Genomic DNA, 26,041 nt, shown 5'->3' with positions numbered 1-26,041 from the left:
ATAATATAATCTTCTCCTGCGTTTTCTTAGATACGGTGCATTGCATTGAAAATATCTTCATGCATAGCGTGAATGGACAAGCCCAGTGTTTCACCCAAGCTGTTCAGTTCGTCACTCAGCTGTGTGAAATCTGTTGTCATTGCCGTGATGTCCACCATCATGATCATGGCGAACATATCCTGCAAAACGCTCTGAGTCACTTCCAGCACATTCGCCTGATACTTTGCACAAACGCCGCTTACCTGATGCAGAATACCTACATTGTCCTTACCAATTACTGTGATTACAGCACGCATAATAAATAATCCTCCGTTGTCATTTCTATCATAGCCGAAAACGGCTTTGACTTTTTTATATTATTTCAGGCAGCCAATTTTTTCAAGAAAGCAGCTTCTTCATGCGTTCCATTGCTTCCTTGGTTTTTTCTCTGTCGCCAAATGCAGTCAGACGGAACCAGCCCTCGCCGTTCTTGCCGAAGCCTTCGCCTGGTGTGCCGACAACTGCTGCTTCGTGGAGCAGGTAATCGAAAAATTCCCAGCTGTTCATACCCTTAGGGCACTTCAACCAAATATATGGAGAATTCTTCCCGCCGGTATATTCAATCCCCAGTTCTTCCATAGTCTTTGCAATAATTGCAGCATTTTCCTGATAGTATGCAATGTTCTTGCGAATCTGTTTCTGTCCTTCTTCCGTGAAAACAGCTGCTGCTGCACACTGTACCGGATAGGAAACGCCGTTGAACTTACTGCCCTGCCGTCTGCCCCAAATCTGTGCAATGCTGACATCGGTGCCGTCAGAAGCGATTACATGCAGTGCGGTCGGAATAACAGTATAGCCGCAACGCATACCAGTAAAGCCTGCTGTCTTGGAGAGAGAACACATTTCAATGGCACATTCCTTAGCACCGTCTACTTCGTAAATGCTGTGCGGAACGTCCGGATCCGTGATGAACGCTTCATACGCAGCATCAAAGATAATGATTGCTTTATTTGCCTTAGCGTAAGCAATCCATTCTTTCAGCTGTTCTCTGGTATATGCGGAACCGGTCGGGTTGTTTGGAGAGCAGAGGTAAATCAAATCTGCATGAACAGACGAATCTGGCATAGCTGCAAAACCGTTGGATTCATCAGAATCTGCATAAATTACCGTTCTGCCGTTCATTTTATTAGAATCTACATAAACCGGATATGCCGGATCCGTAATCAGTACAATATTGTCATCGCCAAAAATGTCTACAATATTGCCGCAGTCACTCTTGGCACCGTCATTGACACGAATTTCATCCAGTTCCAGAGAAACGCCAAACTTCTTGTAATATCCTGCAATTGCTTCTTTCAGGAAATCATAGCCGGAGCCGCTGTCCTCATAGCCACGGAAGGTTTCTTTTACGCCCATTTCATCGGCACCTTTTTTCATTGCCTCTACGCAAACCGGTGCAATCGGCAGTGTAACATCGCCGATGCCCATACGAATCAGCGGTGCGTCTGGATTTTCAGCCATGAACGCATTGACTTTTTTTGCAATATTGATGAACAAATAATTCTTTTCCAGCTTCAAAAAATTCTCATTGATCGTTGGCATTTGAAATACTCCTTTATGAAATTAAAATTATGATTTAGAGGGTGTTGACATTATCATTATAATGATATGTGAATTTTATGAGGTGATTTTTCTCCGTTCTAGGCAAAAATTCGCAGGTGTGCTTTCGCATGGCAAGGATTTTTAACGACGAACGGGGAAAATCAACCCAAAAGACATGTGTCAGGCTTCGTATCAACACACCCTACATTTGCTTTAGAGATTCGGATACTCCATCTTTCCTTCAAAAACATAGGTTGCAGGTCCGATCATAGTGACTGTATCATCTTCGTGATAAATAATACGCAGATCTCCACCGCGGAGATGTACCAGAATTTCTTCTTCCTTTTTGCAGAATCCATTGAGAACTGCTGCCACTACAGTGGCACAAGTGCCGGTACCGCAGGCAAAGGTTTCACCGCTTCCCCGTTCCCATACACGCATTTGCAGCGTATGGTCATCGATCACGCGGACAAATTCCGTATTCACCCGATCCGGAAACAGCTCATGATGTTCAAAAGACGGACCGATTTTCTCCAGATCCAGAGAATCCACTTCCGGCAAAAACACAACTGCATGCGGATTTCCCATAGAAACGCAGGTCATTGCGTATTCCTTACCGTCCACTGTTACTGGCTGTGCAATAAACCGTTCCAGATCCGAATTGACCGGAATTTCTCTCGGAACGAGGATTGCCTTTCCCATATCCACTTTGACGCTTTCAATCTTGTTGTTGGCATCAGGATACAGTGTCAGATACTTGATGCCGGAGTTTGTTTCCAGCGAAATTTCTGTTTTGTCAGTCATGCCCATGTCGTAAACATACTTGCCGATGCATCTGGTGGCATTGCCGCACATCATTGCTTCAGAGCCGTCTGCATTAAAAATCCGCATTCGGAAATCTGCAACTTCTGACGGAAGAATCAAAACCAGACCGTCAGAACCTACGCCAAACCGAACATCACTTAAAAAAACAGAAAGCTTTTCCGGATCCGTTACGGTTTCCTTGAAACAGTTGATGTAGATGTAGTCATTGCCAATGCCGTGCATTTTTGAAAAAGTCAGCATTATGAATCCTCCCTACCTTGGAAATCCCAAACTCTATGTTTTGACAGACACAAGGGTTTCCAAACAATATCACATTCTATTATACTGAAAAACCGGAAAAAAATCAAGCATATCCGGAAAAAATTTTCAAATTCTGTTTTTTTGTGCTTTCCCGTAAGAAAAGCCTTGCAAAATTCAAGGGATTATGTTATAATAAAACCTGTGTAAATTTGAGCAGATGTCTGCGGCTTTGCCGCGGAATAAATTTCTGCAATTTCAGAAATAGAAATGAGGGTCAAGATTGGATTTACAGATGATTGCCTATCTGGCAGAATTGGGAAAGCTTCATTTTACAAAAGAAGAAATGGAGCAAATGGCATCTGAAATGACAAGCATCATTGAAATTATGGATACCGTAAAGGAAATCGACATTCAGTATGATGCATATGCCGACAATAAAAATGTTTATCTGAACGACTTGCGGGAAGACATCAAGGAAGACAGTTTCCCTACAGAAAAGATTCTGCAAAACGCTGTAAACGACGAAAACTGTTTCGTTGTGCCAAAGGTTGTAGAATAATCGCGATAAGCCACACCCGTTGTGTACGTGCTTTTCGCCGGATAACAATCAGAAAAGGAGGCATTCGTCTGCGGACGAATGAGGAAAACATATGGATCTTACGCAACAAACCATTGGAAAACTGCGTCAGATGCTGGACAGCAAAGAAATTTCTGCACCGGAACTGACACAGGGCTATCTGGATCGCATTGCAAAATATGATGATACCATTCAGAGTTATATTACAGTAACAGCAGAGCGTGCTCTGGCAGATGCCGCTGCTGCACAGAAAAAAATTGATGTGGGAAATGCAGGCGTGCTTTGCGGCATTCCCATGGCAATCAAGGACAATATTTGCACAGATGGCATCAAGACCACTTGTGCTTCAAAAATGCTGGAAGATTTCATTCCGCCGTATAATGCAACTGTAATGGAAAAACTGGCTGCACAGGACATTGTTATGCTGGGAAAAGCAAGCATGGACGAATTTGCAATGGGTGGTTCCACACAGACTTCTGCTTTTGCAAAAACCCGCAATCCGTTTAACACTGAATGTGTGCCGGGTGGTTCTTCCGGCGGTTCCGCAGCAAGCGTATCTGCTTCTCTGGCTGCGGCTGCACTGGGTTCGGACACCGGCGGCTCCATTCGTCAGCCAGCAGCGTTCTGCGGCGTTACCGGACTGAAGCCGACCTACGGCAGAGTTTCCCGTTATGGTCTGGTGGCATTCGCTTCCTCTCTGGATCAGATCGGACCGATTGCCAAAAACGCACAGGACTGTGCATGGATTTTAAATGCCATTGCAGGATTTGACCCGCACGATGGTACATCTTCCAAACGCAATCCGGAAGACTATACCGCAAAACTGGGAAAAGACATCAAGGGACTGAAAATTGCAATCCCGAAGGAATTCTATGCAGATGGTATTGACGATGAAGTTCGAAATGCAGTGATGCAGGCTGCAAGAACTTATGAAAAAATGGGAGCAGAACTGGTGGAATGCAGCATGCCCAGTCTGAAATACGCTGTTGCAGCATATTATCTGATTGCTTCCGCAGAGGCTTCTTCCAACCTGTCCCGCTACGACGGCATCAAATATGGTCACCGCAGCAAGGTCGGCGACACATTCCAAGAACTGATCTGCAACTCCAGAAGCGAAGGCTTCGGCAGCGAAGTAAAACGCCGTATTTTGCTCGGAAACTATGCTCTGTCCAGCGGTTACTATGATGCATATTACGGAAAGGCTATGGCACTCAAGCAGCGAATCTCCGCAGAATATGCACACATTTTCGAAACCTGTGATGTAATTCTGACACCGACAACCCCGTCTGTTGCCTATGGCGTACATGAAAACATTTCTGATCCGGTAAAGATGTATCAGGCGGATATTTGTACGGTAACCGTAAATATTGCTTCCCTGCCGGCAATTTCTACCCCCTGCGGCTATAATGCAGCAGGCATGCCGATCGGTATGTCCATTGTGGGCAAGCAGTTCGATGAAGCAACCATTCTACAGGTTGCAGATGCCTTTGAACAGCAGTTTGAAACCGCTGTTCCGGTATTGAAGTAAGGAGGAGCAGTTTTATCATGTCATCATATATTCCTGTTATTGGTCTGGAAATCCATGCGGAGCTCCTGACCAAATCCAAAGTTTTTTGTACCTGTAGTGCAGAATTCGGTGGAAGCCAAAACTCCCGCTGCTGTCCGGTCTGCACCGGTATGCCGGGCACACTGCCGGTCATCAACCAGACTGCTGTAGAATATGCGGTAAAGGCTGGTATGGCACTGGGCTGCGACATCAGCAAGTTTTCTGTTTTTGACCGAAAGAACTACTTCTATCCGGACTTGCCGAAGGCATATCAGATTTCCCAGTTGTATTATCCGCTTTGTCTGGAAGGCAAAGTTGCTATTGACACCCCGAACGGACAGAAGTATATCCGAATCAACCATATCCACCTGGAAGAAGATGCCGGAAAACTGGTGCACGATGACTTCAACGCCGTTTCTCTGGCAGACTACAACCGTTGTGGTATTCCGCTGGTAGAAATCGTTACAGAGCCGGATATTTCTTCCGCAGAAGAAGCGAAGGCTTTCATTGAAAAGGTTATGCTCCTGTTGCAGTACGCTGGTGTCAGTGACTGTAAAATGGAAGAAGGTTCTCTCCGCTGCGACGTCAATGTTTCTATTATGCGTCCGGAGGATAAGGAACTGGGTACTCGTGCAGAGATCAAAAACATGAACTCTCTGAAATCGATTACCCGTGCCATCAATTATGAGATCAAGCGGCAGTCCAGACTGCTGGACGCCGGCAAAAAAGTTGTGCAGGAAACCCGTCGTTTCAACGAAAACAAGGGCGAAACTTCTTCCATGAGAAGCAAGGAAAACGCACATGACTATCGGTATTTCCCGGAACCAGATATTTTGCAGGTCAACTTTACAGATGAAATGCTGGATTCCATTCGAGATATGCTGCCGGAACTGCCGTATAAGCGTATGGAACGCTACATGAAAGACTATGGCCTGTCCAAGACAGATGCTCAAATTCTGATCAACCAAAAGAGCGTTTCCGATTTCTACGACAATGCCGTTGCAGTTTATAACGCACCTAAGAGCATTGCGAACTTTATCATTGTAGAACTGCTTCGCCGTGTAAATCTGGGCGAAGTTTCTATGGAAGCACTGCCCTTCCTCCCTGCTGAATTTGCAGAACTGGTAAAAATGGCAGATACCGAACAGGTATCCAAGAACGATGCCAAGAAGATTCTCCGTCAGATGATCGAAACCGGAAAAATGGCAAAGGTCATTGCAGAAGAATCCGGCATGCTGATTGTCAACGATACCAAAAAGGCAGAAGAGGTTATCAGCAAAATTCTGTCAGAGAATGCAGAAGCTGTTTCACAGTATCAGTCTGGTGAAAAGAAAGTATTCGGCTTCCTGATGGGACAATGCACCAAATCCCTTCGCGGTGTTTGCACCCCCAGTACAATCAAGGAACTACTGGAAACCAAACTGGCAGAAGCAAAACCGGCAGTCACTGCGGAAGAATCTGCTGACAAGGCAAATGCGGCAGAAGAAGTTAAATCAGTAGAATGCACTAAGTTCACTAATCCGAATCAGTATATTCCGGAGAAGAAAGACGGCATCACACAGATCAATACTGATCATCTGCTGCACGAATTTGATTTCTCTGATGCAGCAGATCATATAGGAGAAGAAATCTCTCTGCGTGCCTGCGTACATAAGATCCGCCAGATGAGTGGTTTTGCATTCCTGATTTTGCGTACCGGTCGTTACCTGATTCAGTCGCTGTACGTACCGGAACAGTGCAAGGATTCTATCACCGGACTTCGGGAAGGCAACTTTGTCTGGGTTCGCGGTAAGGTTACAAAGAATGAAAAGGCTGTCGGCGGCGTAGAGTTGCAGCTGTCTGCACTGGAAGTCATTGCAAACTGCAACGAGGAATACCCGTTGAAAGTTTCCAACAAAAAACTGGGCTGTGCACTGGACATCAATCTGGACAACCGTTCTGTTGCCCTGCGTAACATTTATGAACGTGCCATTTTCAAGATTCAGGAAGGCGTTGTCGGTGGATTCCGCGAATTCCTCATTGGACAGGGCTTCACAGAGATCCATACCCCGAAGATCGTTGCACAAGGTGCCGAGGGTGGTGCGAATATCTTCCATCTGGAATACTTTGACAAACCGGCATTCCTGAACCAGTCCCCGCAGTTCTACAAGCAGACTGCTGTGGCATTCTTTGACCGCGTATTTGAAATTGCACCGGTATACCGTGCAGAAAAGCACGCAACATCTCGTCATATCAACGAATACATTGGTCTGGACTTTGAAATGGGTTACATTGACAGCATGTATGACGTTATGGCAATGGAAACAGCATGCCTGCGATATGTCATGGAATATCTGAAAAAGCATTATGCATTTGAACTGGAACTGCTGGAAGCAGATGTACCGGTAATTCGGGATATTCCCAGCGTTACCCTGCTGGAAGCAAAGGAAATTCTGGGCAACAAGGGTTCTAAAAACAAGCTGGATCTGGAACCGGAAGACGAAGTGGCAATCTGCGAATACGCAAAGAAAACATTCGACAGCGACTTTATCTTTGTTACGCATTTCCCGTCCTCTAAGCCGCCGTTCTATGCAATGAACTCCAGAGAAGATCCGCGTCTGGCATACAAGTTCGACTTGTTGTTCCGCGGTCTGGAAATTACCAGCGGCGGTCAGCGTATCCACGATTATCAGGAACAGCTGGACAAGATGCACGCACAAGGTCTGGATCCGGAGGACTTCAAATACTATCTGGAAGCTCACAAGTATGGTTTGCCTCCGCACGGCGGTCTGGGTATTGGTCTGGAACGTCTGGTTATGAAGCTGCTGGGTCTGTCAAATGTTCGTCAGGCAAGCATGTTCCCGCGTGACATCAACCGTCTGCTCCCGTAATAGGCATTATCATTTGCAAATCGTATAGAGTAGCATTGTATGTACTCTGATTTTTCGTAAAACGCACACAAATGCACGGTCTTTGTGTGCGTTTTCTGTATAGGAGGGATCATCTATATGGACGACAAGGAATTTTATCTGGATGCCATTCGCGATGTGGTTCCGGAACACAAGGAAGAACAGATTCAAGATGTGTTTTATTCGTTTTTGGAATTGGAACATCTTTACGATTCTGCAATTGAACTGGTAAAGACACAGCTGAATATTTTTGACAACGAATTCAGTATGCGGTTTCAGCGAAATCCAATTCACAATATCGAAAGCCGTATTAAGACACCGCAGAGCATTGTGGGAAAGTTGCAGCGGAAAGGCATGCCGGTTACACCGGAAAGTGCCCGCAACAATTTAACAGATATTGCAGGGGTTCGGGTAATCTGCTGCTATATTGATGACATTTATGCAATTGCAGACCTCCTGACAGACCACAGTGCTTTTCAGCTGCGAAAAATCAAGGACTATATCAAAAATCCAAAACCGAATGGTTACCGGAGTTTTCACATGATTCTGGATGTACCGGTCTACATGTCCAACGGCAAAGAAATTGCTCCTGTAGAGATTCAGATTCGTACCATTGCCATGGACTTCTGGGCAAGTCTGGAGCATCAGCTGCATTACAAGTCTACTGGCGATCCTAAAATTGCCGCTTCCCTGACTGGCGAACTGAAAGAGTGTTCCGAAACTATTTCAGGAATCGATCAGAAGATGCAGGACATGTTCAAAAAAATCAATTTGCTTTAAGGCATTTTATGCATAACAAAAAAGCGTTTTGCAAGGCAGATTATATTCTGCCTGCAAAACGCTTTTTTGTTTATTGTGCTGATGCGAATTAGTTTTGATTCAGTGCATTCAGCATTGTTGAAACAATATCCGAAGTAGAGATTTCACCAGAAACACGGTCTTCAATTACTACGCAAAATGCAATCGGTAAATTGGGATCATCATTGAATCCAACCAACAAAGAATTTTCCGATGCCCCGTTCTGTACCTGTGCTGTACCGCTTTTTACACCAACGGGATAGCCAATAGAACTGTAGCGTTCCTGTCCATTTTGTCGCATGATCTGTTTTATCTGACTGGCTACTTCTGCGGAAAAGATGTTGTTCTCTCCATAGGTGGTTTTTGCTTCATATTTTGTGCTCCCAGTCACGTTAGTAGTATGGTCAATGAGATATGGCTCTGTTACTTTTCCGCTGGCATTGGCAATGGCACTCTCCCACAGCATCATTTGCAGTGGGCTTGCAAGTGCTTCGCTCTGTCCCATGCAACTCCACATGGTGTCGAAGTCGCTGGTATCTGTCAGCTTTGTAGAAGCACTGAAAGAAGACAATCCGTCAAATTGGATTTTCTGCATTTTTGTATCGTTTACTGCAATGCCCATACGTGTGTATGTTTGAATAATGTTATCCAACGGCATATCCTGTACCAGCTGTGCAAAAAACGGATTACAGCTGTTCTCAAACCCCTGCACAATGTTCTGTGTGCCATGTCCGTTAAGGTCATGACATTTGATCTGCTGATTGTATTTTGTGGTATAGATGCCGTTGCAAGTATATGTTTTGGACATCAGTCCATCATAACCGAATGTTTCCAGAGCCGCAGCAGTGGTTGCAATTTTTTGTGTGGAGCCGGGAGTGGTTTCATAAAACGCTTTGCAAATCAAACTGCCGTCCGGCAATTCGCTGATATTGCTGTAATTATCCAGAATATTGACACTGGGTTTGCTGACGCACACCAGAATCTCTCCTGTCTGATAGTTGTAAGCGATTGCCGTTCCGTTTTTGCTGCCAAAAGCATTGTATACCGTTTGGTTGGCTTTATGATCCAATGTGGAGTAAATTGCCGTTTTTCCGTGAGGCGTTGCACCAAAAATCAAACTATAGTTTTGCAGTTTTTCAATGTTTTCGGAAACCAGCGTATTTGTCATCTGACCGCTGTCATCGCCAATCACATTTCCCACATCTAAGAAGTAATTTTCGTCATAGGTTTCTGTAGAAGCATTTGGATCAAATAAAATCTGATTATTTCGGTCATAGACCATTCCCAGCGTCACATCATCAGAATGGGACATATAAAAGGAAGATTCTTTTACTACTTTCCAAACCAAAACACCCATGCCTAGGAAAAACACAATCAAAATCAGAATGGTCAGCCGTTCTCCGCGTCGGATACTTTGAATGCTTTTCATGCCGCAGCCACCGCCTTTCTTGCTCTGGCTTTTTTCTTTTTCGGTTCCGGTTTCTTAAATACCGGTGACTGTCCCGCTTTCAGCATACCGGCTAAGAATCCACTGGTAATCATGGAGCTACCACCCTGCGAAATAAACGGAATTGTAACACCAGTAAACGGGATCAGATTGCAGGAGCCGAAGATGTTCAAGCCCATTTGCACAATCAACACTGCCACGCAGCCAAGAATCATAGTTGTATGGAAATAGCTACGAGGTTTATTGATCATCGGAAGCAGCATCATTGCCATTAAGATCAATATCGACAGCAATGCCACCAAAAAGCCCCATTCTTCACAAATGGTAGAAAAAACAATATCGGTGTCCGAGGCAAACACTTTATACAAAGAGCCGCAGCCCGGTCCCTTTCCGAACAAACCGCCCTCTGCAATCGCAATCAAAGCTTTACACTGCTGGTATCCATCTCCCTCCATTTGATTCCAGATGTCAACCGAAAGACGGTTTTGTACATAACCCGGTGCAAATCGCAATGCCAATGCTACAAGAATCGCAGCAATAGCACTGATTCCGATAATTGTTTTCTTGGAAAATTTTGCTTTTGGATAACACAAGCGACATGCCAACGCACAACCGTACGCAGCGGCAAAAGTAGGCAGCGAACCTAAATCACGACACCACCACTGCAAACCTACAATGACAATAAATGCTCCTGTCAGGATCATCATTTCCTTGGAAACGTAGAAAAACAGAATCTTTTTCTTCTCATGCTGTTCCCGAATAGAGGTCGCACAAATCAAAACAAAGACTGGCTTCATAAATTCTGACGGCTGAATACTGATTGGTCCGATGTTGATCCACATGCTTCGACTGCCAGTCAGCAGCAAAATACTCAAAATCAGCACACCCAACAGAATATACAGCACAATTTTTTTAGATTGAATCCAAACATGATTTCGTGTCAAAAGGAAACCAACTTGACAAACTGCCAGTGCTACAATACAAGTAACATAGTGCTTTGCCGCAAATCCAACACCGCCAAAACAGGATTGAAACATGACACTGATGTTGATAAGCAGCAGCAATACAAAATCCAGCGTATAAGTCATTTGGCGGTACAGGAATCGCAGCACTATACTATACGTGAGATCTAACCCGATCACAGCAACTGCCAACGGCAAAATGTCTTGCGGCGTATCATATTTGCCGCGGAGCAGAATCGCAAGCAGCATAATAATGTGTGTCAGCAAGACAATTGTGGTGCATTTTCCATAAGTGAGTCCGTTTTTATACATTCTGTTTCCTCCTTCGCTGCCGGATTATCACCGATTTTGTTCCAAAGCGAATCTCGTCCATGTCTTTGAGTTTGACCTGCGAACGAATCCGCCTGCCGTTGACAAATGTTCCGGATTTGGAATCCAGATCCATGATGCTCCACACCCCGTTAGACACATAAAGCACTGCATGATAACGGGAAACACTCATGTCCGTAAAACGAATATCTGCGGCTCCGTGTCTGCCGATCAGGATTTCATCCGCTTCCAACGGAATGACAACACGGCGTGAAGTGTCGTACAATGCCATGTGAGCACTGACCTTTTCCCAACGAAGCTGTTCGATTTCTTTTTCCTGCCGTGCAGTTCCAAACATCACCAGAACACTAACAGCAATAAAAATGACAACAACAGCACTAATTAAAATAGAATATGCCGGTATCCCCTGCAATGAAGATAAAAGCTTGTCAAGCATGTTCCAAACCTCCTATCCAGATAATTTTTATAGATGAAACACTCTATGACTATGATAATCGATTTTTTGAAAAGTTGCAAGTCCAATCTCCTTGTTTTGTATAAATTGCCAATCACGAAGTGCTGTTTTGTCGAAATAATCAGCTATTTTCACGAAACCAGAGAATTGTTTTTGTATGTATTCCACAAAAAATAAAAAAGTACTTGCCACCAAACTAGAAATATGTTATAATATGAGAAACAAACAGTTCGAACGTAAAATGCTTCGGTATCTTGCAGCGAACTGTAGAAGGAGGAATTCATCATGAAAATTACAATCACAGCGAAAAAAATGCAGATCCCGCAAAACTTTACAGAGTATGCTGAAAAGCGTCTGAGTACAAAACTGGACAAATTTTTCGGCAGTGAAGCAGAAGCAAAAATCACAATGGCAACACACAAAAATCTGATCGTCATCGAATTGACGGTTACTTATAACAACCTGATTTATCGTGCAGAACAGTCTGCTGTAGATAAGGAAGATGCTTTGGATGCTTCCATCGATAAGATTATTCGCCAGATTCGCAAGAACAAAACTCGTGTCGAAAAGAAATTGAAAGAAGCTGCATTTACAGGCATGCTGGAAGAACCGGTTGTCGAAGCAGATCACGAAGTCATTCGCCACAAGAAGTTTGTAATGCACCCCATGGATCTGGACGAAGCAATTCTGCAAATGGATTTGCTGGGACACTCGTTCTTCATGTTCACCAATGCCAATACCGGTGAAGTCAATGTTGTCTACAAGCGTGCAGACGGCAAATATGCGGTTCTGGAGCCGATTTACGAATAAAGCTTTCTTCCCTGCTCCTTTGTTTTTTACAACTTGTTTCTGAACATACAGCGGATACTGTGTCATGCAGTATCCGCTTTCTTTTTATACAATGTTTCCTTAGATTCTCTGAGCCAGCCGTTCGCTGTATTCCTTGCGGAACTGTGCAAACTCCCCTGCGTCCAGTGCATCACGAATCCGTTCCAGCAGCGTATTATAGAAATAGAGATTGTGCATTACTGCCAGACGGCCAGCCAGCTGTTCCTTTGCCTTAAACAAATGCCGCACATAAGCACGTGTATGATTTCGGCATACCGGACAGTCACATTTCGGATCTAATGGCTGGGAATCCGTTTCATAAGCAGCATTGGTGATATGCAGAATACCGTCCCATGTAAAGATCGTTCCATGCCGTGCGTTTCGGCTGGGCATTACACAATCAAACATGTCTACGCCGCGTGCAACGCCCTCAATGATGTTTGAAGGCGTTCCTACACCCATAAGGTAACGCGGCTTATCAACAGGCATGTGTGGCTCCACCTGCTCAATGATGTGATACATGATCTCTGTAGGTTCTCCTACCGCCAGACCGCCAATGGCATAACCATCCAGCCCAAGCTGTGCAATTTCCTGCATATGCGATACACGAATCGCATCGTAAGTACCGCCCTGATTGATGCCAAACAGCATCTGATGCGGATTGATAGTCCCCTCCAGACTATTCAACCGCTGCATTTCCTTTTGGCAGCGAATCAGCCAACGGGTCGTTCTGGCACAGGAATTCTTCACGTAATCCAACGGTGCCGGATTCTCTACACACTCGTCAAATGCCATTGCAATGGTAGAGCCAAGATTCGACTGAATTTGCATGCTTTCTTCCGGACCCATGAAAATCGCCTTACCGTCGATATGGGACTGGAAGTAAACGCCTTCCTCTCGGATACGGCGAAGCTTTGCCAAAGAGAACACTTGAAATCCGCCGCTGTCTGTGAGAATTGGCTTGTGCCAGTTCATAAACTGGTGCAGTCCGCCCATTTGACGGACGATTTTATCTCCCGGACGCAAATGCAAGTGATAGGTATTACAAAGTTCTACCTGACATTTTAATTCATTCGCCAAGTCAATGGACGATATGCCGCCTTTGATGGCCGCAGCAGTTCCTACATTCATAAAGAAGGGTGTCTGAATGGTGCCATGTACGGTTTCAAAGATGCCTCTTCGGGCATGTCCTTCGGTTTTTAAAAGTGTAAACATTCGTGTAAATTCCTTTCTGCTTTATCATTGTCTTTATCATTGTATTGTTAGATGCATTCCGCATTCCGCATGCCGTATCGTACTGATACCAAAGAAGCACATCAGTTTGATTTCATTCGCTTTTCTCTGGCAAGATACACATGGCATCTCCAAAGCTAAAGAAACGATATTTTTCCTGTACAGCGATTTCGTAGGCATGCATAGTCTTTTCATATCCCAGAAATGCGGAAATCAGCATAATCAAAGTGCTTTCCGGCAAGTGGAAGTTTGTAATCAAACCGTCCAGTACCTTAAATGAATAACCGGGGTAAATAAAAATATCCGTATAGCCGTCTTCTGCCACCAGTTCCCCGTTGTGTGCCGTAGCAACTGCTTCCAGCGTCCGACAGGAAGTTGTGCCCACTGCAATGACACGACCGCCGTTTGCCTTGGTTTCCCGTATCATATCTACCGTTTCCTGAGGAAGATGATAGTGCTCACTGTGCATCTGATGCTGCAATACGTCATCTTCCTTTACCGGACGGAACGTTCCCAATCCTACATGCAGTGTCACATAGGCTTCATTTACGCCTTTCTCTTTCAGCTTTTTCAGCATGTCTTTTGTAAAGTGCAGTCCGGCTGTAGGAGCCGCCGCAGAGCCGAGTTCCTTGGAGTAAACTGTCTGATAGCGTTCTTTGTCTTTCAGCTTTTCGTGAATATACGGCGGAAGCGGCATCTGTCCCACTTCTTCCAGTGCAGTATAAAAGTTACCCTCACAGGTAAACTGCACAATTCGATTGCCGTCCGGTTTCACTTCAACGACTTCACCAATCAATCTGCCACCGCCAAATGAGAACTTTACACCGACTTTTGCTTTTTTTCCGGGACGGCAGATGATTTCCCAAAGCTTATCCCCTTTCTGTTCCAACAGCAGGAATTCAATAAAGGTGCCATTATCTACTTTCTCTCCGTACAGACGTGCCGGAAGAACGCGGGAATCATTCATTACCAGCAGATCACCCGGTTGCAGAATCTCTAACAGATCATAAAAATGCTTGTGTTGAATCTCACCGGTATTCCGGTCAATTTGCATCAATCTGGAGTGATCTCTTGGCTCAACAGGGGTCTGTGCAATCAATTCATCCGGCAAATCATAGTAAAAATCTGATTTTTTCATGAGCTTTTCCTCTTTTTCGCAAAAATGTTATTGACAAATTCCCATAGAAATGATATGATAGGAATAGGTAGAGGCGCACTTGCGATGAGTATGTTCCGACAGGTTACCATTCCGCGATGATCGGAGCAGAAAGGCGTTCGTGCCGAAGAAGCTGTACCGGTGACACAGCTTCTGGGCATATTTCCAAACAGGGATATGACTGTCATCGTTATGATGGAGTGCTATCGGCGATATACCATTCGGTGTACGTCATTCTATTCTATTATATCGCATGAGCCGCCGGTTTTCAACCGGTTTTTTCATATTTTTAAGATTTTTTTGGAGGAATGACAAAAATGAAACAGTACAAGGTCGGTATTATCGGTGCAACAGGTATGGTTGGACAGCGTTTTGCGACACTTTTGGAAAACCACCCGTGGTTCCATGTGGCCGCACTGGCGGCTTCTCCCCGTTCTGCCGGAAAGACTTATGAAGAAGCTGTCGGCAACCGCTGGGCAATGCAGAAGCCGATGCCGGAATCTATGAAGCAGATGATTCTGTTTGATGCAACTGCTGATGTTGACAAGATCGCAGGCATGGTAGACTTCGTATTTTGTGCCGTAGACATGAAGAAAGACGAGATCCGTGCACTGGAAGAACGCTACGCAAAGGCAGAATGCCCTGTCGTATCCAACAACTCTGCACACCGTTTCACACCGGATGTGCCGATGGTTGTACCGGAAGTGAATCCGGAACACATCGAGGTCATCGAGAGCCAGAGAAAACGTCTGGGCACGAAGCGTGGTTTTATCGCTGTAAAGTCGAACTGCTCGATTCAGAGCTACGTGCCGGCACTGTCCCCGCTGCGGAAGTATGGCATTCAGAATGTTCTGGCTTGCACCTATCAGGCAATTTCCGGTGCCGGAAAGACTTTTGAACGCTGGCCGGAAATTCTTGACAACATCGTTCCGTATATCGGCGGTGAAGAAGAAAAGTCCGAAAAGGAGCCGCTGAAGGTCTGGGGCAAAATCGAAAACGGACAGATCGTCAGTGCAGACAGCCCGCTGATCACCACACAGTGCCTGCGTGTGCCGGTTTCTGATGGTCATACTGCCGCTGTATTCGTATCCTTTGAGCAGAAGCCGTCCAAGGAAGAGATCCTGAAGATCTGGGAAGACTTCAAGGGCGTACCGCAGGAACTGGAACTGCCGTCTGCTCCGAAGCAGTTCATTCACTATTTCCAGGAAGATGACCGTCCGCAGGCAAAGCTGGATCGTAACATTGAAGGCGGTATGGCAGTGTCTGTAGGTCGTCTGCGAGAAGATACTATGTTTGATTATAAGTTCGTCTGCCTTTCTCACAACACTCTCCGCGGTGCAGCAGGCGGCGGCGTTCTGCTGGCAGAACTGCTGGCAGCAAAGGGCTATATGGACTAATGCATTTCTGTAAAGCACACATCTTATTGAGATTTTGATTACCATCAGGAGGTAATTTTTATGAAAAACACCATTTTTACCGGTGCTGGCGTAGCCATTATTACACCGATGCTGGAAGACGGTTCTGTAGATTATGCCGGTCTGGCAAAAAATATTGATTTTCAGATTGAAAACGGCACAGATGCCATTATCATCTGTGGTACAACCGGTGAATCCTCTACGCTGGACGATAAGGAGCATCGGGAATGCATCCGTTTTGCAGTAGAGCATACCCACAACCGGATTCCGGTCATTGCCGGAACCGGAAGCAATGACACCAAGTATGCCATTGAGCTCTCTCAAGAGGCTCAGGAACTGGGTGCAAACGGTCTGCTGATCGTTACCCCGTATTACAACAAGACCACACAGAGAGGTCTTGTGGCTCATTACAATGCCATTGCAGACAGCGTAGACCTGCCGATCATTCTTTACAATGTTCCCAGCCGTACCGGCGTAGGTTTTGATGTCAGCACCGTTGCAGCACTGGCAGAGCACAAGAACATTGCAGCAATCAAGGAAGCCAGCGGAAACATTGGCTATACCGCAAAGGTTGCTGCAAAGTGCGGCGATAAGATCGACATCTACAGCGGCAACGATGATATGATCGTTCCGATCATGTCCTTGGGCGGCAAGGGTGTTATTTCTGTACTGTCTAATGTACTGCCGAAGGAAACACATCAGATGACTCAGTATTGTCTGGAAAACAACTTCGCAGCTGCTTCCGAATTGCAGCTGAAGTATCTCCGTCTGATCAATGATCTGTTTATGGAAGTTAATCCGATTCCGGTCAAGGAAGCTATGAACCAGCTTGGCATGCCCTCTGGTCCCTGCAGAATGCCGCTGTTGGATATGAGCGATGAGCACAAGGCTGCAATGCAGGCAACTCTGCGTGCATACGGTATGCTCTCCTAAGGAAAGATATTCGGACGAGAAAAGAGGCAAGGATTATGACAAAGATTGTAATTTGCGGTGCAAACGGCAAAATGGGACACACCGTAGCTTCCTGTATTGACGGACGGGACGATTGCACAGTAATTGGCGGTGTGGATTCGTACACTGCAAAGTATGCGGATTTCCCCATTGTTGCAACTCCGGCAGAACTTCCGGAAGTACCGGACGTGATTATTGATTTCTCCAATCCGTCCACACTGGACGAATTGCTGGAATACGCACTGGTCAACAATGTTGCACTGGTGCTGGCAACCACTGGCTATGACGATGCACAGATCCAGAAAATCCAGAGTGCATCTCAACAGATTCCGGTATTCTTTACGTTCAACATGTCATTAGGCATTAACCTGCTGGTGGAACTAGCAAAGAAAGCTGCCACTGTTCTGGGCGGACAGTTTGACATTGAGATTGTAGAGAAGCATCACAATCAGAAGATCGATGCTCCCAGCGGCACAGCAATTATGATTGCCAATGCCATTAACGACACCCTGAACAATGAGTATCATTATGTATACGATCGTCACGCACGCCGCATGAAGCGTGACAGCAAAGAAATCGGTATGCATTCCATTCGTGGCGGCACAATTGTCGGCGAACATGACGTGATCTTTGCAGGACAGGACGAAGTGATTACCCTTTCCCACAGTGCAGCTTCAAAAACAGTCTTCGCTGTAGGTGCAGTAAACGCTGCGGTCTATCTCTGCGGCAAGCCGGCTGGCATGTACGACATGAAGCAACTGGTACAAGAATAAGTTTACAAATTTGAATTAAAAGAGCAGACACAATACGACGAGTACTCTCTCCTATTGTGCCTGCTTTTTCTGCTCTGGTTTATATCACATACAAAAAGGGAGAGTTGCAAAATACAACTCCCCCTTTTGTATTAGATTTTACTTTTCAAAGAAAAGATAGGATTACTTTACAGTTACCGGGAACGGATCAACGGTAATGCCAGCACCACTCTGTGCAATATGCAGCAGCAGATAGTAAATATCCATTGAATCCAAAGTATCATTTCCATCCAGATCTGCCAGCTTGGTCTTACGCTCATCGAAAGAAGAACCCATACCAGCACCCTTCTGTGCCACGTCCAATGCGAGTTCCAGCAAGTCGATAGTATCTACAATACCGTCTTCGTTAAGGTCACCATACGGCAGAGCAGCGTATACATTGGCAACGCTGAAAGTAACTTCAACGCTCTGAGCCACAGCAGTTTCCGCAGAAATATCGGTTACTTTTCGACCAGATGCATTCCACGTATTCAGGAGATATGCACGTGTTGTACCGGTATCATTAGCATAATATTTGTAGTCTACTGCATTATCAGACATCTTGTAATCGATCTCGTTGCCGTCTACCTTTACAGAGTCAATTGTGATTGCCAAATCCGGATAAGTATCCTTTGTAATGAAATGGTCATCGTTCGTATCAAACTCCAGCATCAGGAATTCAATAGATCCAGTGCCATCACCGGTGATCTCCCAAGATGCAGTATACTGCTTGTCTTCGTTTGTGATCTGCACCGGCTTATTTGTAAGATCTTCCGAATTTCCAGTATTGCCTTCGCCCCAGTAGCCATATGTTCCCATCTGGCCCTTCAGGGATGCAGTACCGATTACGGTAACGTCTTCTTCAGCAGATGCAGAAAATGCACCAGTAAATGCAACTGCGTTCAAAGCCATCGATGCAGCCAGAACAGCTGCGACTTTCTTCAAAGTCTTCATAAATCAAAACTCCTTTATTTGTAACATTGCACAATTTGTGATGCATGCCACAGTGTATTGTAGTTTTATTATAGCACACATTCTGCAAAAAGTCAACACTGATTTGAAAAATTGCAAAAAATACACAAAAAGCTGTGTTCCACAAAAAACGTGTCAGTATTCTTTCCGAAAGTTCTTGTTTCTGAAATTTCGTGTGACAAAAAGTTGTTCTTTTCAGTTTTTATGGAAATCACTTGCCTTTTCAATTTCTCTTTGGTATAATACAAGTAACTCATTTTTTGCAGTCAGTCAACAATCAAAACGATATTTTTCCGCATAGCATTTCCGAAAAATTTGAACCTTTTGAACTTTATATGTTACATGTAAGCGGCTTATTCCTTCCGGAAAATTCCAGCACGAAAAGCATGTGAACACGGCGGTCAAGATGTATGCTGCTATTTCGAAAGTGTTTCTTGAAAAATACTATATCTTGTGGTACACAAGCCGCGTCACCACAATTTGTTGTGTTTCGAGTGGAAAATACATAAAAAATTTTCTTGACAGATCGGAAGAATCGCGATATAATAATAGCTGTTCAACATCGTATTTTGAAACGGATTTTTATCAATGATTGGGAAGAAAGGCTGCTGTAACATGCAGCTTTCTGTTTGCCATGAAAAAGAAAATTGCAATAAAAGCAACACCGCACAAAATCAACAAACATGCTCTGTGCAATACTGCTCAAAGCATTTCCAAAAGAACTTACCTTTTTGAAGTACCTTTCTGTGTTCATAAAGCTGAGTTCTTTGATTATTATCTGGAATTGGAGGAATAATTGTGAAAATCATCAAACGAAGCGGCAAGGAAGATGTCTTCGACCGTGCGAAGATCATCGCAGCTGTTGGGAAAGCAAATATCACTGTCATTGAAGCGGAGCAGCTTTCCTCGGAAACCATTGCCAAAATTGCCAGTGACATTGAAACACGATGTGCCGGCATGAACCGTGCAGTGGACGTTGAAACCATTCAGGACTGGGTGGAAATTGAGATCATGAAGTACGGTGCATTCACCGTTGCAAAAAATTATATCACCTACCGCTATGAACGGGGACTGCTGCGGCAGTCCAACACAACTGACCAAAAGATTCTAAGTCTGCTGAATTTCGAAAATGAAGAAGTCAAGCAGGAAAATTCCAATAAGAATCCGATTGTCAACAGTGTACAGCGTGATTACATGGCGGGCGAAGTCAGCAAGGACATTACGACCCGCTTTTTGCTGCCCCATGATATTACAGATGCTCATCGGGAAGGTATTATTCATTTCCATGATGCAGACTATTTCGCACAGCACATGCACAATTGCTGTCTGGTCAATCTGGAGGATATGCTGCAGAACGGAACTGTTATCAGCGAAACCATGATCGAAAAGCCGCACAGTTTTTCTACCGCATGTAACATCTCCACACAGATCATTGCACAAATTGCAAGTTCTCAATACGGTGGTCAGAGTATTACCCTGTCCCATTTGGCACCATTTGTGCAGACCAGCCGTGAGAAGTTCCGCCGTGATGTTCGCCGCGAATTTGAACGTCTGGGAAAAGATACCGATGATGAAACGATCAACCAGATCGCTGAAATGCGTGTCCGGAACGAGATCATTCAGGGTGTACAGATGATTCAGTATCAGGTTATCACTTTGATGACGACCAACGGGCAGGCTCCGTTTGTCACGGTATTCATGTACCTGAATGAAGTACCGGAGGGACAGACCAGAGATGATCTGGCATTGATTATCGAGGAAATGCTCCGGCAGCGAATTCAAGGAGTGAAAAATGAAAAGGGTGTCTACATTACGCCGGCATTCCCGAAGCTGATCTACGTACTGGAAGAAAATAATATTCGCGAGGATTCCAAGTATTTTTATCTCACAAAGCTGGCTGCGGAGTGCACAGCGAAACGCATGGTTCCGGATTATATTTCCGAAAAAATTATGAAGTCCCTGAAAGAGGGTAACTGCTATACCTGCATGGGCTGCCGTTCTTTCCTGACCGTTTACAAAGACGAAGCCGGCAAGTACAAGTTCTATGGCCGCTTTAATCAGGGCGTTGTCACGCTGAATCTGGTGGACATCGCATGCTCCTCCGGCGGCGATGAAAAGCGTTTCTGGGAAATCTTCGACGAACGGTTACAGCTGTGCTATCGTGCCCTGATGTGCCGTCATGAACGCCTGAAAGGCACACCGTCTGATGTGGCCCCGATTCTGTGGCAGTATGGTGCGTTGGCTCGTCTGAAAAAAGGCGAAACCATTGACAAGCTTTTGTACGGCGGGTATTCTACCCTGTCGCTGGGCTATGCCGGACTGTGTGAATGCACACGGTATATGACCGGGAAATCACACACAGACCCCTCTGCAACGCCATTTGCACTAAAGGTCATGCGGCATCTGAACGATACCTGCAAGAAATGGGCAAAGGAAACCAATATCGATTTCAGTCTGTACGGCACGCCTTTGGAATCTACCACGTATAAGTTTGCCCGTTGCCTGCAGGAACGCTTTGGCGTGATTGAGGGCGTCACAGACAAAAACTACATCACCAACAGCTATCATGTGCATGTTACCGAACCGATCAATGCTTTTGACAAACTGTCTTTTGAAGCACAGTTCCAGGAACTCTCCCCCGGCGGTGCGATCAGCTATGTAGAAGTACCCAACATGCAAAACAACATTCCGGCTGTGATTGCGGTAATGCAGCATATTTACGAAAATATCATGTATGCAGAACTGAACACCAAGAGCGATTATTGTCAGGTTTGCGGCTATGACGGCGAAATCCAGATCGTAGAAGATGACGGCAAGCTGGTGTGGGAATGCCCCAACTGCGGCAACCGCGATCAGGATAAACTGAACGTTGCCCGCCGCACCTGCGGATACATCGGTACCCAGTTCTGGAATCAGGGTCGCACGCAGGAAATCCGCGACCGTGTAATGCACCTGTAAAAGAGGCGAATGCATATGTATTATGGTGCAATCAAGTCTTGCGACATTGCCAATGGCGAGGGCGTGCGGGTATCCTTATTCGTTTCCGGCTGTCGGCATGCCTGCAAGAACTGCTTCAATCCGGAAACGTGGTGCTTCGATTATGGCACACCGTACACTGAAGCAACGACAGAACAGCTTCTGCGGCTGCTGGAACCCAGTTATATCCGAGGGCTGACACTGATTGGCGGGGAGCCAATGGAGCCGGAGAACCAGCCTGTACTGCTGGAATTGGTACAGGCAGTGCGAAAAGCTTACGGTGCAGAAAAAGACATCTGGTGCTATACCGGCTGTGTTCTGGAAACAGACCTGCTGGCAGACAGCCCCTATCGGTGCGATGCCACTGATGCGTTGCTGCGGGAAATCGATGTGCTGGTAGACGGACCTTTTGTGGAGGGACAGAAGTCCTTGCAGCTGGCATTTCGCGGTTCTGCAAATCAACGGATTCTTCGCAAGAAAAACGGAGTATTTACCGAAGCAAATCAATAGCTAAGAAAACGGGATACGACTGGATTTACCGGTCGTATCCCGTTTTGTAATTTTTTTAGGGCAATACCGCACAAAGATTGTACGACAGATGCGTCGTCAAATTTTTCGTCAGATGAAACAAAAAGCGGAGTGAATACTGGATGTATTCACGAGCATTTTTGTGAAAGCAGTATTGCCTTAGCCTTTTTGCAAAGCCTGTCGCAGTGCTGTCAAGTCAGTTCCGTTTGTCAATGCATCTTTCGCATAGTCAGCCGCCTTTGCCTGCTGCTCTGTCAATGTCGTTTTTCCCAGCAGGTACTTTTGCAGCAAGATGATGTCTGCCAGATTTACTGCATTGTCCAGATTGACATCTCCCGCCAGTACAGCATCAGAATCGGCATCACTGCCGTCCAGCGGATATTTTTTCAGATCCGGCAGTTCGTCCAACGTGATACAGTACTCGCTGTTATAGATCTCTTTCAGATTCTCTGCGGGGTTGTTCTGCTCACTGGTAAGGTAGTTCATATACCACGGGCAGAAGTACAGCCACGAAGCCTTGTCTTTCAGCAGGTTTTCCAAAGAAGGAATGGTGTCGTTTTCTGCCATTGCTACCATTTTCTGTCCGTCTGTACTCTGCACCAGACTATAGAATGTGGAAGAAATCGAACTTAGGTTCGGCTTGCCGTCTACGGCATTATACTTATCGTATCCTACAATATCTACCACATCATCGCCCGGATACCAGTCCGGAGATGTGGAATAGGTGTAGCTGTTCCAGACCCAAATCAGATTGTCCAATCCATAAACGTTAGTCAGCTGGTCGTAGAGAAGGCGGTACAGCTTTTTGCAGGGCTCCGGTCCTTCGGCTCCCCACCAGAACCACGCTCCTTCAGCTTCATGCAGCGGTCGCCACAAAACCGGCACATCGGCATCTTTCAGCTTTTTCAGCTGCTTTGCAATTTCCGCAATGTCCGCCATCAGCACCTTATTTTCCCATGTGCCTTCTTCCAGTGCTCTGGAAATACTGAATGTGGTGTAGTTGGCACTGGCAGATTCCACATAGAAATTGCAGTCTGTACTCCCCTCCTCTGATGGCACGCTCCAGTGCCACACAAGGGCAGCAATGCCTTTGTATTCATTCACCCACTGAATGGTACGTTCGGCTGCGTTATCGTCCCATGTGGCATTGGAACGATAGTTCAAGAAGTCGATTCCGCGAATCGCACACATTTTGCCGGTCGTCTTTTCCAGATACTCGAATTCCTGTTCGTTATCCTTGATGAAATTGGTCGGATCTGCGTACAGGTTGTAGTTATGCGAGCCGCAGTACTCCTGCTGTCCGGAAATGATATGCTTTCCGTATTGGTCGCAGAGATACTGATACAGCCGCTTAGTGGAATCTGACGCATTGGGATTGGAAAGCGTTCTTGTTGGTGAAAGATTTGTCAGGCTTTTGTCTGCCGGCTGAATCGTCAGGTAATCAAAGAATGTATAGCCCCAATAGGCACTCAATTCAATGGTGTTCTCGCCGGCATTGAGCATCACTACACCACCAGAAGTTTCCTCGAATTTCAGATTGTGAGAAAAGCTGACTTCTCCCTGATTTACGCCATTGACATTCAGGTATTGCACCTTTTTGTTTTTGTCATAGGGTTCACAGTAGGAAATCTTCATCTCGTAAAGACCGGCTTCTTCGACGGTAACCTTTAGGCTGACAGTTGTCCCCTTTTGATCCAGATAGGAAAATCCGCCGGACGCATTGGTCAAGTCAAAGTCCTCGCCGCTGCCGTCCTCCTCGGTATTGCCTTTCCAACCCTCGTTGTAAATTTTTCCGCCGCTGGTGCTTCCGTTTTCAAATTCGTACTTCTGGACAGTGTCACTGCTCTTTGCAGCTGCCAGAACCGGCATTGCAGAAGATGCACCCATGGAAATTGTACATGCCGCCGCAACGCATACCGCGGCGACTGAATATCGTTTTCTTGTTTTCAACGTAGATCCTCCTTTTTTGTAGTTTCTGCCGAAACTGTAGATATTGTTATTATACCACAAGTTAGCCGAAGATGCAACAGATAATTTAGGAAACACTGAATAAAGCTTGTGCGTAAGATGCGTAGTCAGATTTTTCGGCAGATTGCACAGAAATTCCGCAGGCATACTTGATGTATGGCAAGGGATTTCTGGGCAATCTGACGGAAAATCTGCAAGCAGATTGTGTGCAAAGCCGTCAGGCGGGCTTTATGCAGTGTTTCCTTTATCATTTCACAAAAAAAGCGGACACATCGAAAATGCACCCGCTTCTTGGATAGATTTCAATAACTCTACTCAGTCGCCGAAAGAAATTCCCAGATTTCTTGCAGTCTGTACCAGCTGATCGTCCGGCGAAACAAACTTTGTCTTACCGGCAATGTCGTCCAGCTTATTGGCAGTGATCGTGCCACCAACCTTTGCTACAGACATACCGTAATGTTCCTCCCGAATCAGTTCTGCTGCGTATACGCCGAACTGTGTTGCCAGAACGCGGTCATACGCACTGGGGCTTCCGCCACGGAGCATGTGCCCCGGCACGCAAACACGGGCTTCCAGTCCGGTCTTTTGCTGAATCTGTGCTGCGATCCGGTTGGTCGCAGTGGTGATGCCAGCTTCCTGACGCAGTCTGGTGCGTTCTTTCTTCTTCATCTTGGCTTCTTCTTTGTCGAAACAGCCCTCTGCCACAGCGACGATAGAGAAGTTTTTGCCGCTTTCGCTACGCTTCTGCACGGACTTGCAAACCTTGTCAATGTCATACGGAATTTCCGGAATCAGAATGATGTCCGCACCGCCGGCAATGCCTGCACTCAAAGTCAGCCAGCCAGCCTTGTTGCCCATGATCTCGCAGAGCAGGATACGGGAATGGCTGTTTGCAGTGGTGTGCAGTCGATCCAGTGCATCTGTGGCAATGTCTACCGCAGTATGGAATCCGAAAGTCACATCTGTACCGAAGATGTCATTATCAATGGTTTTCGGCAGACCAATGACATTCAGTCCTTCGTCCGCCAGCAGCTTGGAGGTCTTATGTGTGCCGTTGCCGCCCAGTGTCAAAAGACAATCCAGCTTCTGATCCTGATAAGTCTTTTTCATGTTCTTGACCTTGTCCACATTGTCATCGCCGATGACTTTCATCATCTTGAACGGCTGACGTTTGGTACCCAGAATCGTACCGCCGCGTGTGAGAATGCCGGAGAAATCGTCCGGTGACATCTCCTTGCAGATGTTGTGGATCAAGCCATAATAGCCGTCTGAAATTCCAACGATCTCTACATTTTCCGTCCCCAGCATTTCGTAACATGCCTTTGCAACGCCGCGAATTGTGGCATTCAGTCCCGGGCAGTCGCCGCCGCTGGTTAAAATTCCGATTCTGCGTTTCATAAGTGATTCCTCCTATTTTTGATACTTCTTTCAGAAATGTCCTGATAAGATTCGTGCAATCTGCTATATATTATAGCGTTTTTCTGGCAAAACATCTACAATATTTTATGAACAAACAAGAGTAACTCTAATTCCACCATTGAAATATCACAATTTTTCCTGTAAAATCCTTTGCAT

General features: G+C 45.7%; 21 protein-coding genes and 1 riboswitch. Of the genes, 10 read left to right on the top strand and 11 right to left on the bottom strand.

The annotated features are described in order from the left end of the window. Nucleotides 1–26: 26 nt before the first annotated feature. The 3 genes from DXB92_RS03350 to dapF form a co-directional block, all read right to left on the bottom strand. Nucleotides 27–296, bottom strand: a complete 270-nt coding sequence (locus DXB92_RS03350; protein WP_021682268.1) for an ACT domain-containing protein — start codon at nucleotides 294–296, stop codon at nucleotides 27–29. An 82-nt stretch (nucleotides 297–378) separates the two neighbouring features. Next, a complete protein-coding gene (locus DXB92_RS03345; RefSeq protein WP_117732393.1) occupies nucleotides 379–1,581 on the bottom strand; it encodes an LL-diaminopimelate aminotransferase in 1,203 nt (400 codons plus the stop codon). A gap of 213 nt (nucleotides 1,582–1,794) precedes the next feature. After that, entirely contained in the window at nucleotides 1,795–2,643 is an 849-nt protein-coding gene (gene dapF, locus DXB92_RS03340) for a diaminopimelate epimerase (RefSeq protein WP_117732511.1), read from the bottom strand. Between the two features lie 283 nt (nucleotides 2,644–2,926). On the opposite strand from dapF, the gene gatC reads away from it, so the two are divergent. From gatC to DXB92_RS03320, 4 genes are all read left to right on the top strand, one after another. Continuing rightward, nucleotides 2,927–3,205: an Asp-tRNA(Asn)/Glu-tRNA(Gln) amidotransferase subunit GatC gene (gene gatC, locus DXB92_RS03335; RefSeq protein ID WP_040647582.1), complete on the top strand. Its 279-nt coding sequence runs from the start codon at nucleotides 2,927–2,929 to the stop codon at nucleotides 3,203–3,205. Between the two features lie 91 nt (nucleotides 3,206–3,296). Continuing rightward, entirely contained in the window at nucleotides 3,297–4,751 is a 1,455-nt protein-coding gene (gene gatA, locus DXB92_RS03330) for an Asp-tRNA(Asn)/Glu-tRNA(Gln) amidotransferase subunit GatA (RefSeq protein WP_117732391.1), read from the top strand. 17 nt (nucleotides 4,752–4,768) lie between these two features. After that, on the top strand, nucleotides 4,769–7,639 hold the full coding sequence (gatB, locus tag DXB92_RS14320; RefSeq protein WP_338095171.1) for an Asp-tRNA(Asn)/Glu-tRNA(Gln) amidotransferase subunit GatB: 2,871 nt from the start codon (nucleotides 4,769–4,771) through the stop codon (nucleotides 7,637–7,639). Between the two features lie 117 nt (nucleotides 7,640–7,756). After that, nucleotides 7,757–8,437, top strand: coding sequence for a GTP pyrophosphokinase family protein (locus tag DXB92_RS03320; protein WP_021682274.1), 681 nt, complete (start codon nucleotides 7,757–7,759; stop codon nucleotides 8,435–8,437). Between the two features lie 88 nt (nucleotides 8,438–8,525). Here the strand turns inward: DXB92_RS03320 and DXB92_RS03315 are convergent, their stop codons facing one another. From DXB92_RS03315 to DXB92_RS03305, 3 genes are read right to left on the bottom strand one after another with little or no spacing between them, the layout of a single operon-like run. Then, complete coding sequence (locus DXB92_RS03315) at nucleotides 8,526–9,884, bottom strand: penicillin-binding transpeptidase domain-containing protein (protein ID WP_021682275.1); 1,359 nt, start codon at nucleotides 9,882–9,884, stop codon at nucleotides 8,526–8,528. After that, nucleotides 9,881–11,176: an FtsW/RodA/SpoVE family cell cycle protein gene (locus tag DXB92_RS03310; RefSeq protein ID WP_117732389.1), complete on the bottom strand. Its 1,296-nt coding sequence runs from the start codon at nucleotides 11,174–11,176 to the stop codon at nucleotides 9,881–9,883. The genes DXB92_RS03315 and DXB92_RS03310 overlap by 4 nt, the downstream gene beginning before the upstream one ends. Beyond that, nucleotides 11,169–11,630: an FHA domain-containing protein gene (locus tag DXB92_RS03305; RefSeq protein ID WP_021682277.1), complete on the bottom strand. Its 462-nt coding sequence runs from the start codon at nucleotides 11,628–11,630 to the stop codon at nucleotides 11,169–11,171. The genes DXB92_RS03310 and DXB92_RS03305 overlap by 8 nt, the downstream gene beginning before the upstream one ends. 303 nt (nucleotides 11,631–11,933) lie before the next feature. Between DXB92_RS03305 and raiA the strand changes: the two genes are divergently transcribed. Then, the gene (raiA, locus tag DXB92_RS03300) at nucleotides 11,934–12,458 is read left to right on the top strand and encodes a ribosome-associated translation inhibitor RaiA (RefSeq protein ID WP_021682279.1); all 525 of its coding nucleotides are present in this window, start codon (nucleotides 11,934–11,936) and stop codon (nucleotides 12,456–12,458) included. Between the two features lie 99 nt (nucleotides 12,459–12,557). Here raiA and tgt read toward each other — a convergent pair whose 3' ends face one another. Further along, nucleotides 12,558–13,691, bottom strand: coding sequence for a tRNA guanosine(34) transglycosylase Tgt (gene tgt / locus DXB92_RS03295; protein WP_021682280.1), 1,134 nt, complete (start codon nucleotides 13,689–13,691; stop codon nucleotides 12,558–12,560). 112 nt (nucleotides 13,692–13,803) lie between these two features. After that, nucleotides 13,804–14,847, bottom strand: coding sequence for a tRNA preQ1(34) S-adenosylmethionine ribosyltransferase-isomerase QueA (queA, locus tag DXB92_RS03290; protein ID WP_021682281.1), 1,044 nt, complete (start codon nucleotides 14,845–14,847; stop codon nucleotides 13,804–13,806). Nucleotides 14,848–14,907: 60 nt separating this feature from the next. Continuing rightward, nucleotides 14,908–15,079: riboswitch (Lysine riboswitch) on the top strand. Between the two features lie 103 nt (nucleotides 15,080–15,182). Here queA and asd point away from each other — a divergent pair. Genes asd through dapB form a run of 3 tightly spaced genes read left to right on the top strand, consistent with a single transcriptional unit; the run spans nucleotide 15,183 to nucleotide 18,004 of the window. Beyond that, entirely contained in the window at nucleotides 15,183–16,262 is a 1,080-nt protein-coding gene (gene asd / locus DXB92_RS03285) for an aspartate-semialdehyde dehydrogenase (RefSeq protein ID WP_040647583.1), read from the top strand. Nucleotides 16,263–16,322: 60 nt separating this feature from the next. Continuing rightward, complete coding sequence (gene dapA, locus DXB92_RS03280) at nucleotides 16,323–17,213, top strand: 4-hydroxy-tetrahydrodipicolinate synthase (protein ID WP_021682284.1); 891 nt, start codon at nucleotides 16,323–16,325, stop codon at nucleotides 17,211–17,213. Nucleotides 17,214–17,248: 35 nt separating this feature from the next. Next, the gene (gene dapB, locus DXB92_RS03275; RefSeq protein WP_021682285.1) at nucleotides 17,249–18,004 is read left to right on the top strand and encodes a 4-hydroxy-tetrahydrodipicolinate reductase; all 756 of its coding nucleotides are present in this window, start codon (nucleotides 17,249–17,251) and stop codon (nucleotides 18,002–18,004) included. 162 nt (nucleotides 18,005–18,166) lie between these two features. On the opposite strand, the gene DXB92_RS03270 is transcribed toward dapB, so the two are convergent. Further along, a complete protein-coding gene (locus DXB92_RS03270; protein ID WP_117732387.1) occupies nucleotides 18,167–18,976 on the bottom strand; it encodes a hypothetical protein in 810 nt (269 codons plus the stop codon). Between the two features lie 816 nt (nucleotides 18,977–19,792). Between DXB92_RS03270 and nrdD the strand changes: the two genes are divergently transcribed. Then, nucleotides 19,793–21,952: an anaerobic ribonucleoside-triphosphate reductase gene (gene nrdD, locus DXB92_RS03265; RefSeq protein ID WP_021682290.1), complete on the top strand. Its 2,160-nt coding sequence runs from the start codon at nucleotides 19,793–19,795 to the stop codon at nucleotides 21,950–21,952. 15 nt (nucleotides 21,953–21,967) lie between these two features. Continuing rightward, nucleotides 21,968–22,480, top strand: coding sequence for an anaerobic ribonucleoside-triphosphate reductase activating protein (gene nrdG / locus DXB92_RS03260; protein WP_117732385.1), 513 nt, complete (start codon nucleotides 21,968–21,970; stop codon nucleotides 22,478–22,480). A 177-nt stretch (nucleotides 22,481–22,657) separates the two neighbouring features. Here the strand turns inward: nrdG and DXB92_RS03255 are convergent, their stop codons facing one another. Together DXB92_RS03255 and DXB92_RS03250 are read right to left on the bottom strand one after the other, a co-directional pair. After that, the gene (locus tag DXB92_RS03255) at nucleotides 22,658–24,448 is read right to left on the bottom strand and encodes a glycosyl hydrolase (protein ID WP_242986592.1); all 1,791 of its coding nucleotides are present in this window, start codon (nucleotides 24,446–24,448) and stop codon (nucleotides 22,658–22,660) included. Between the two features lie 333 nt (nucleotides 24,449–24,781). After that, the gene (locus DXB92_RS03250) at nucleotides 24,782–25,864 is read right to left on the bottom strand and encodes an ATP-dependent 6-phosphofructokinase (protein WP_021682293.1); all 1,083 of its coding nucleotides are present in this window, start codon (nucleotides 25,862–25,864) and stop codon (nucleotides 24,782–24,784) included. Nucleotides 25,865–26,041 lie beyond the last annotated feature (177 nt).

The organism is Ruminococcus sp. OM06-36AC, assembly GCF_003438725.1.
Lineage (GTDB): Bacteria > Bacillota > Clostridia > Oscillospirales > Ruminococcaceae > Ruminococcus_C > Ruminococcus_C callidus.
Note: the sequence above shows the minus strand (reverse complement) of the source record. Positions and strands in the feature narration are given on the sequence as shown.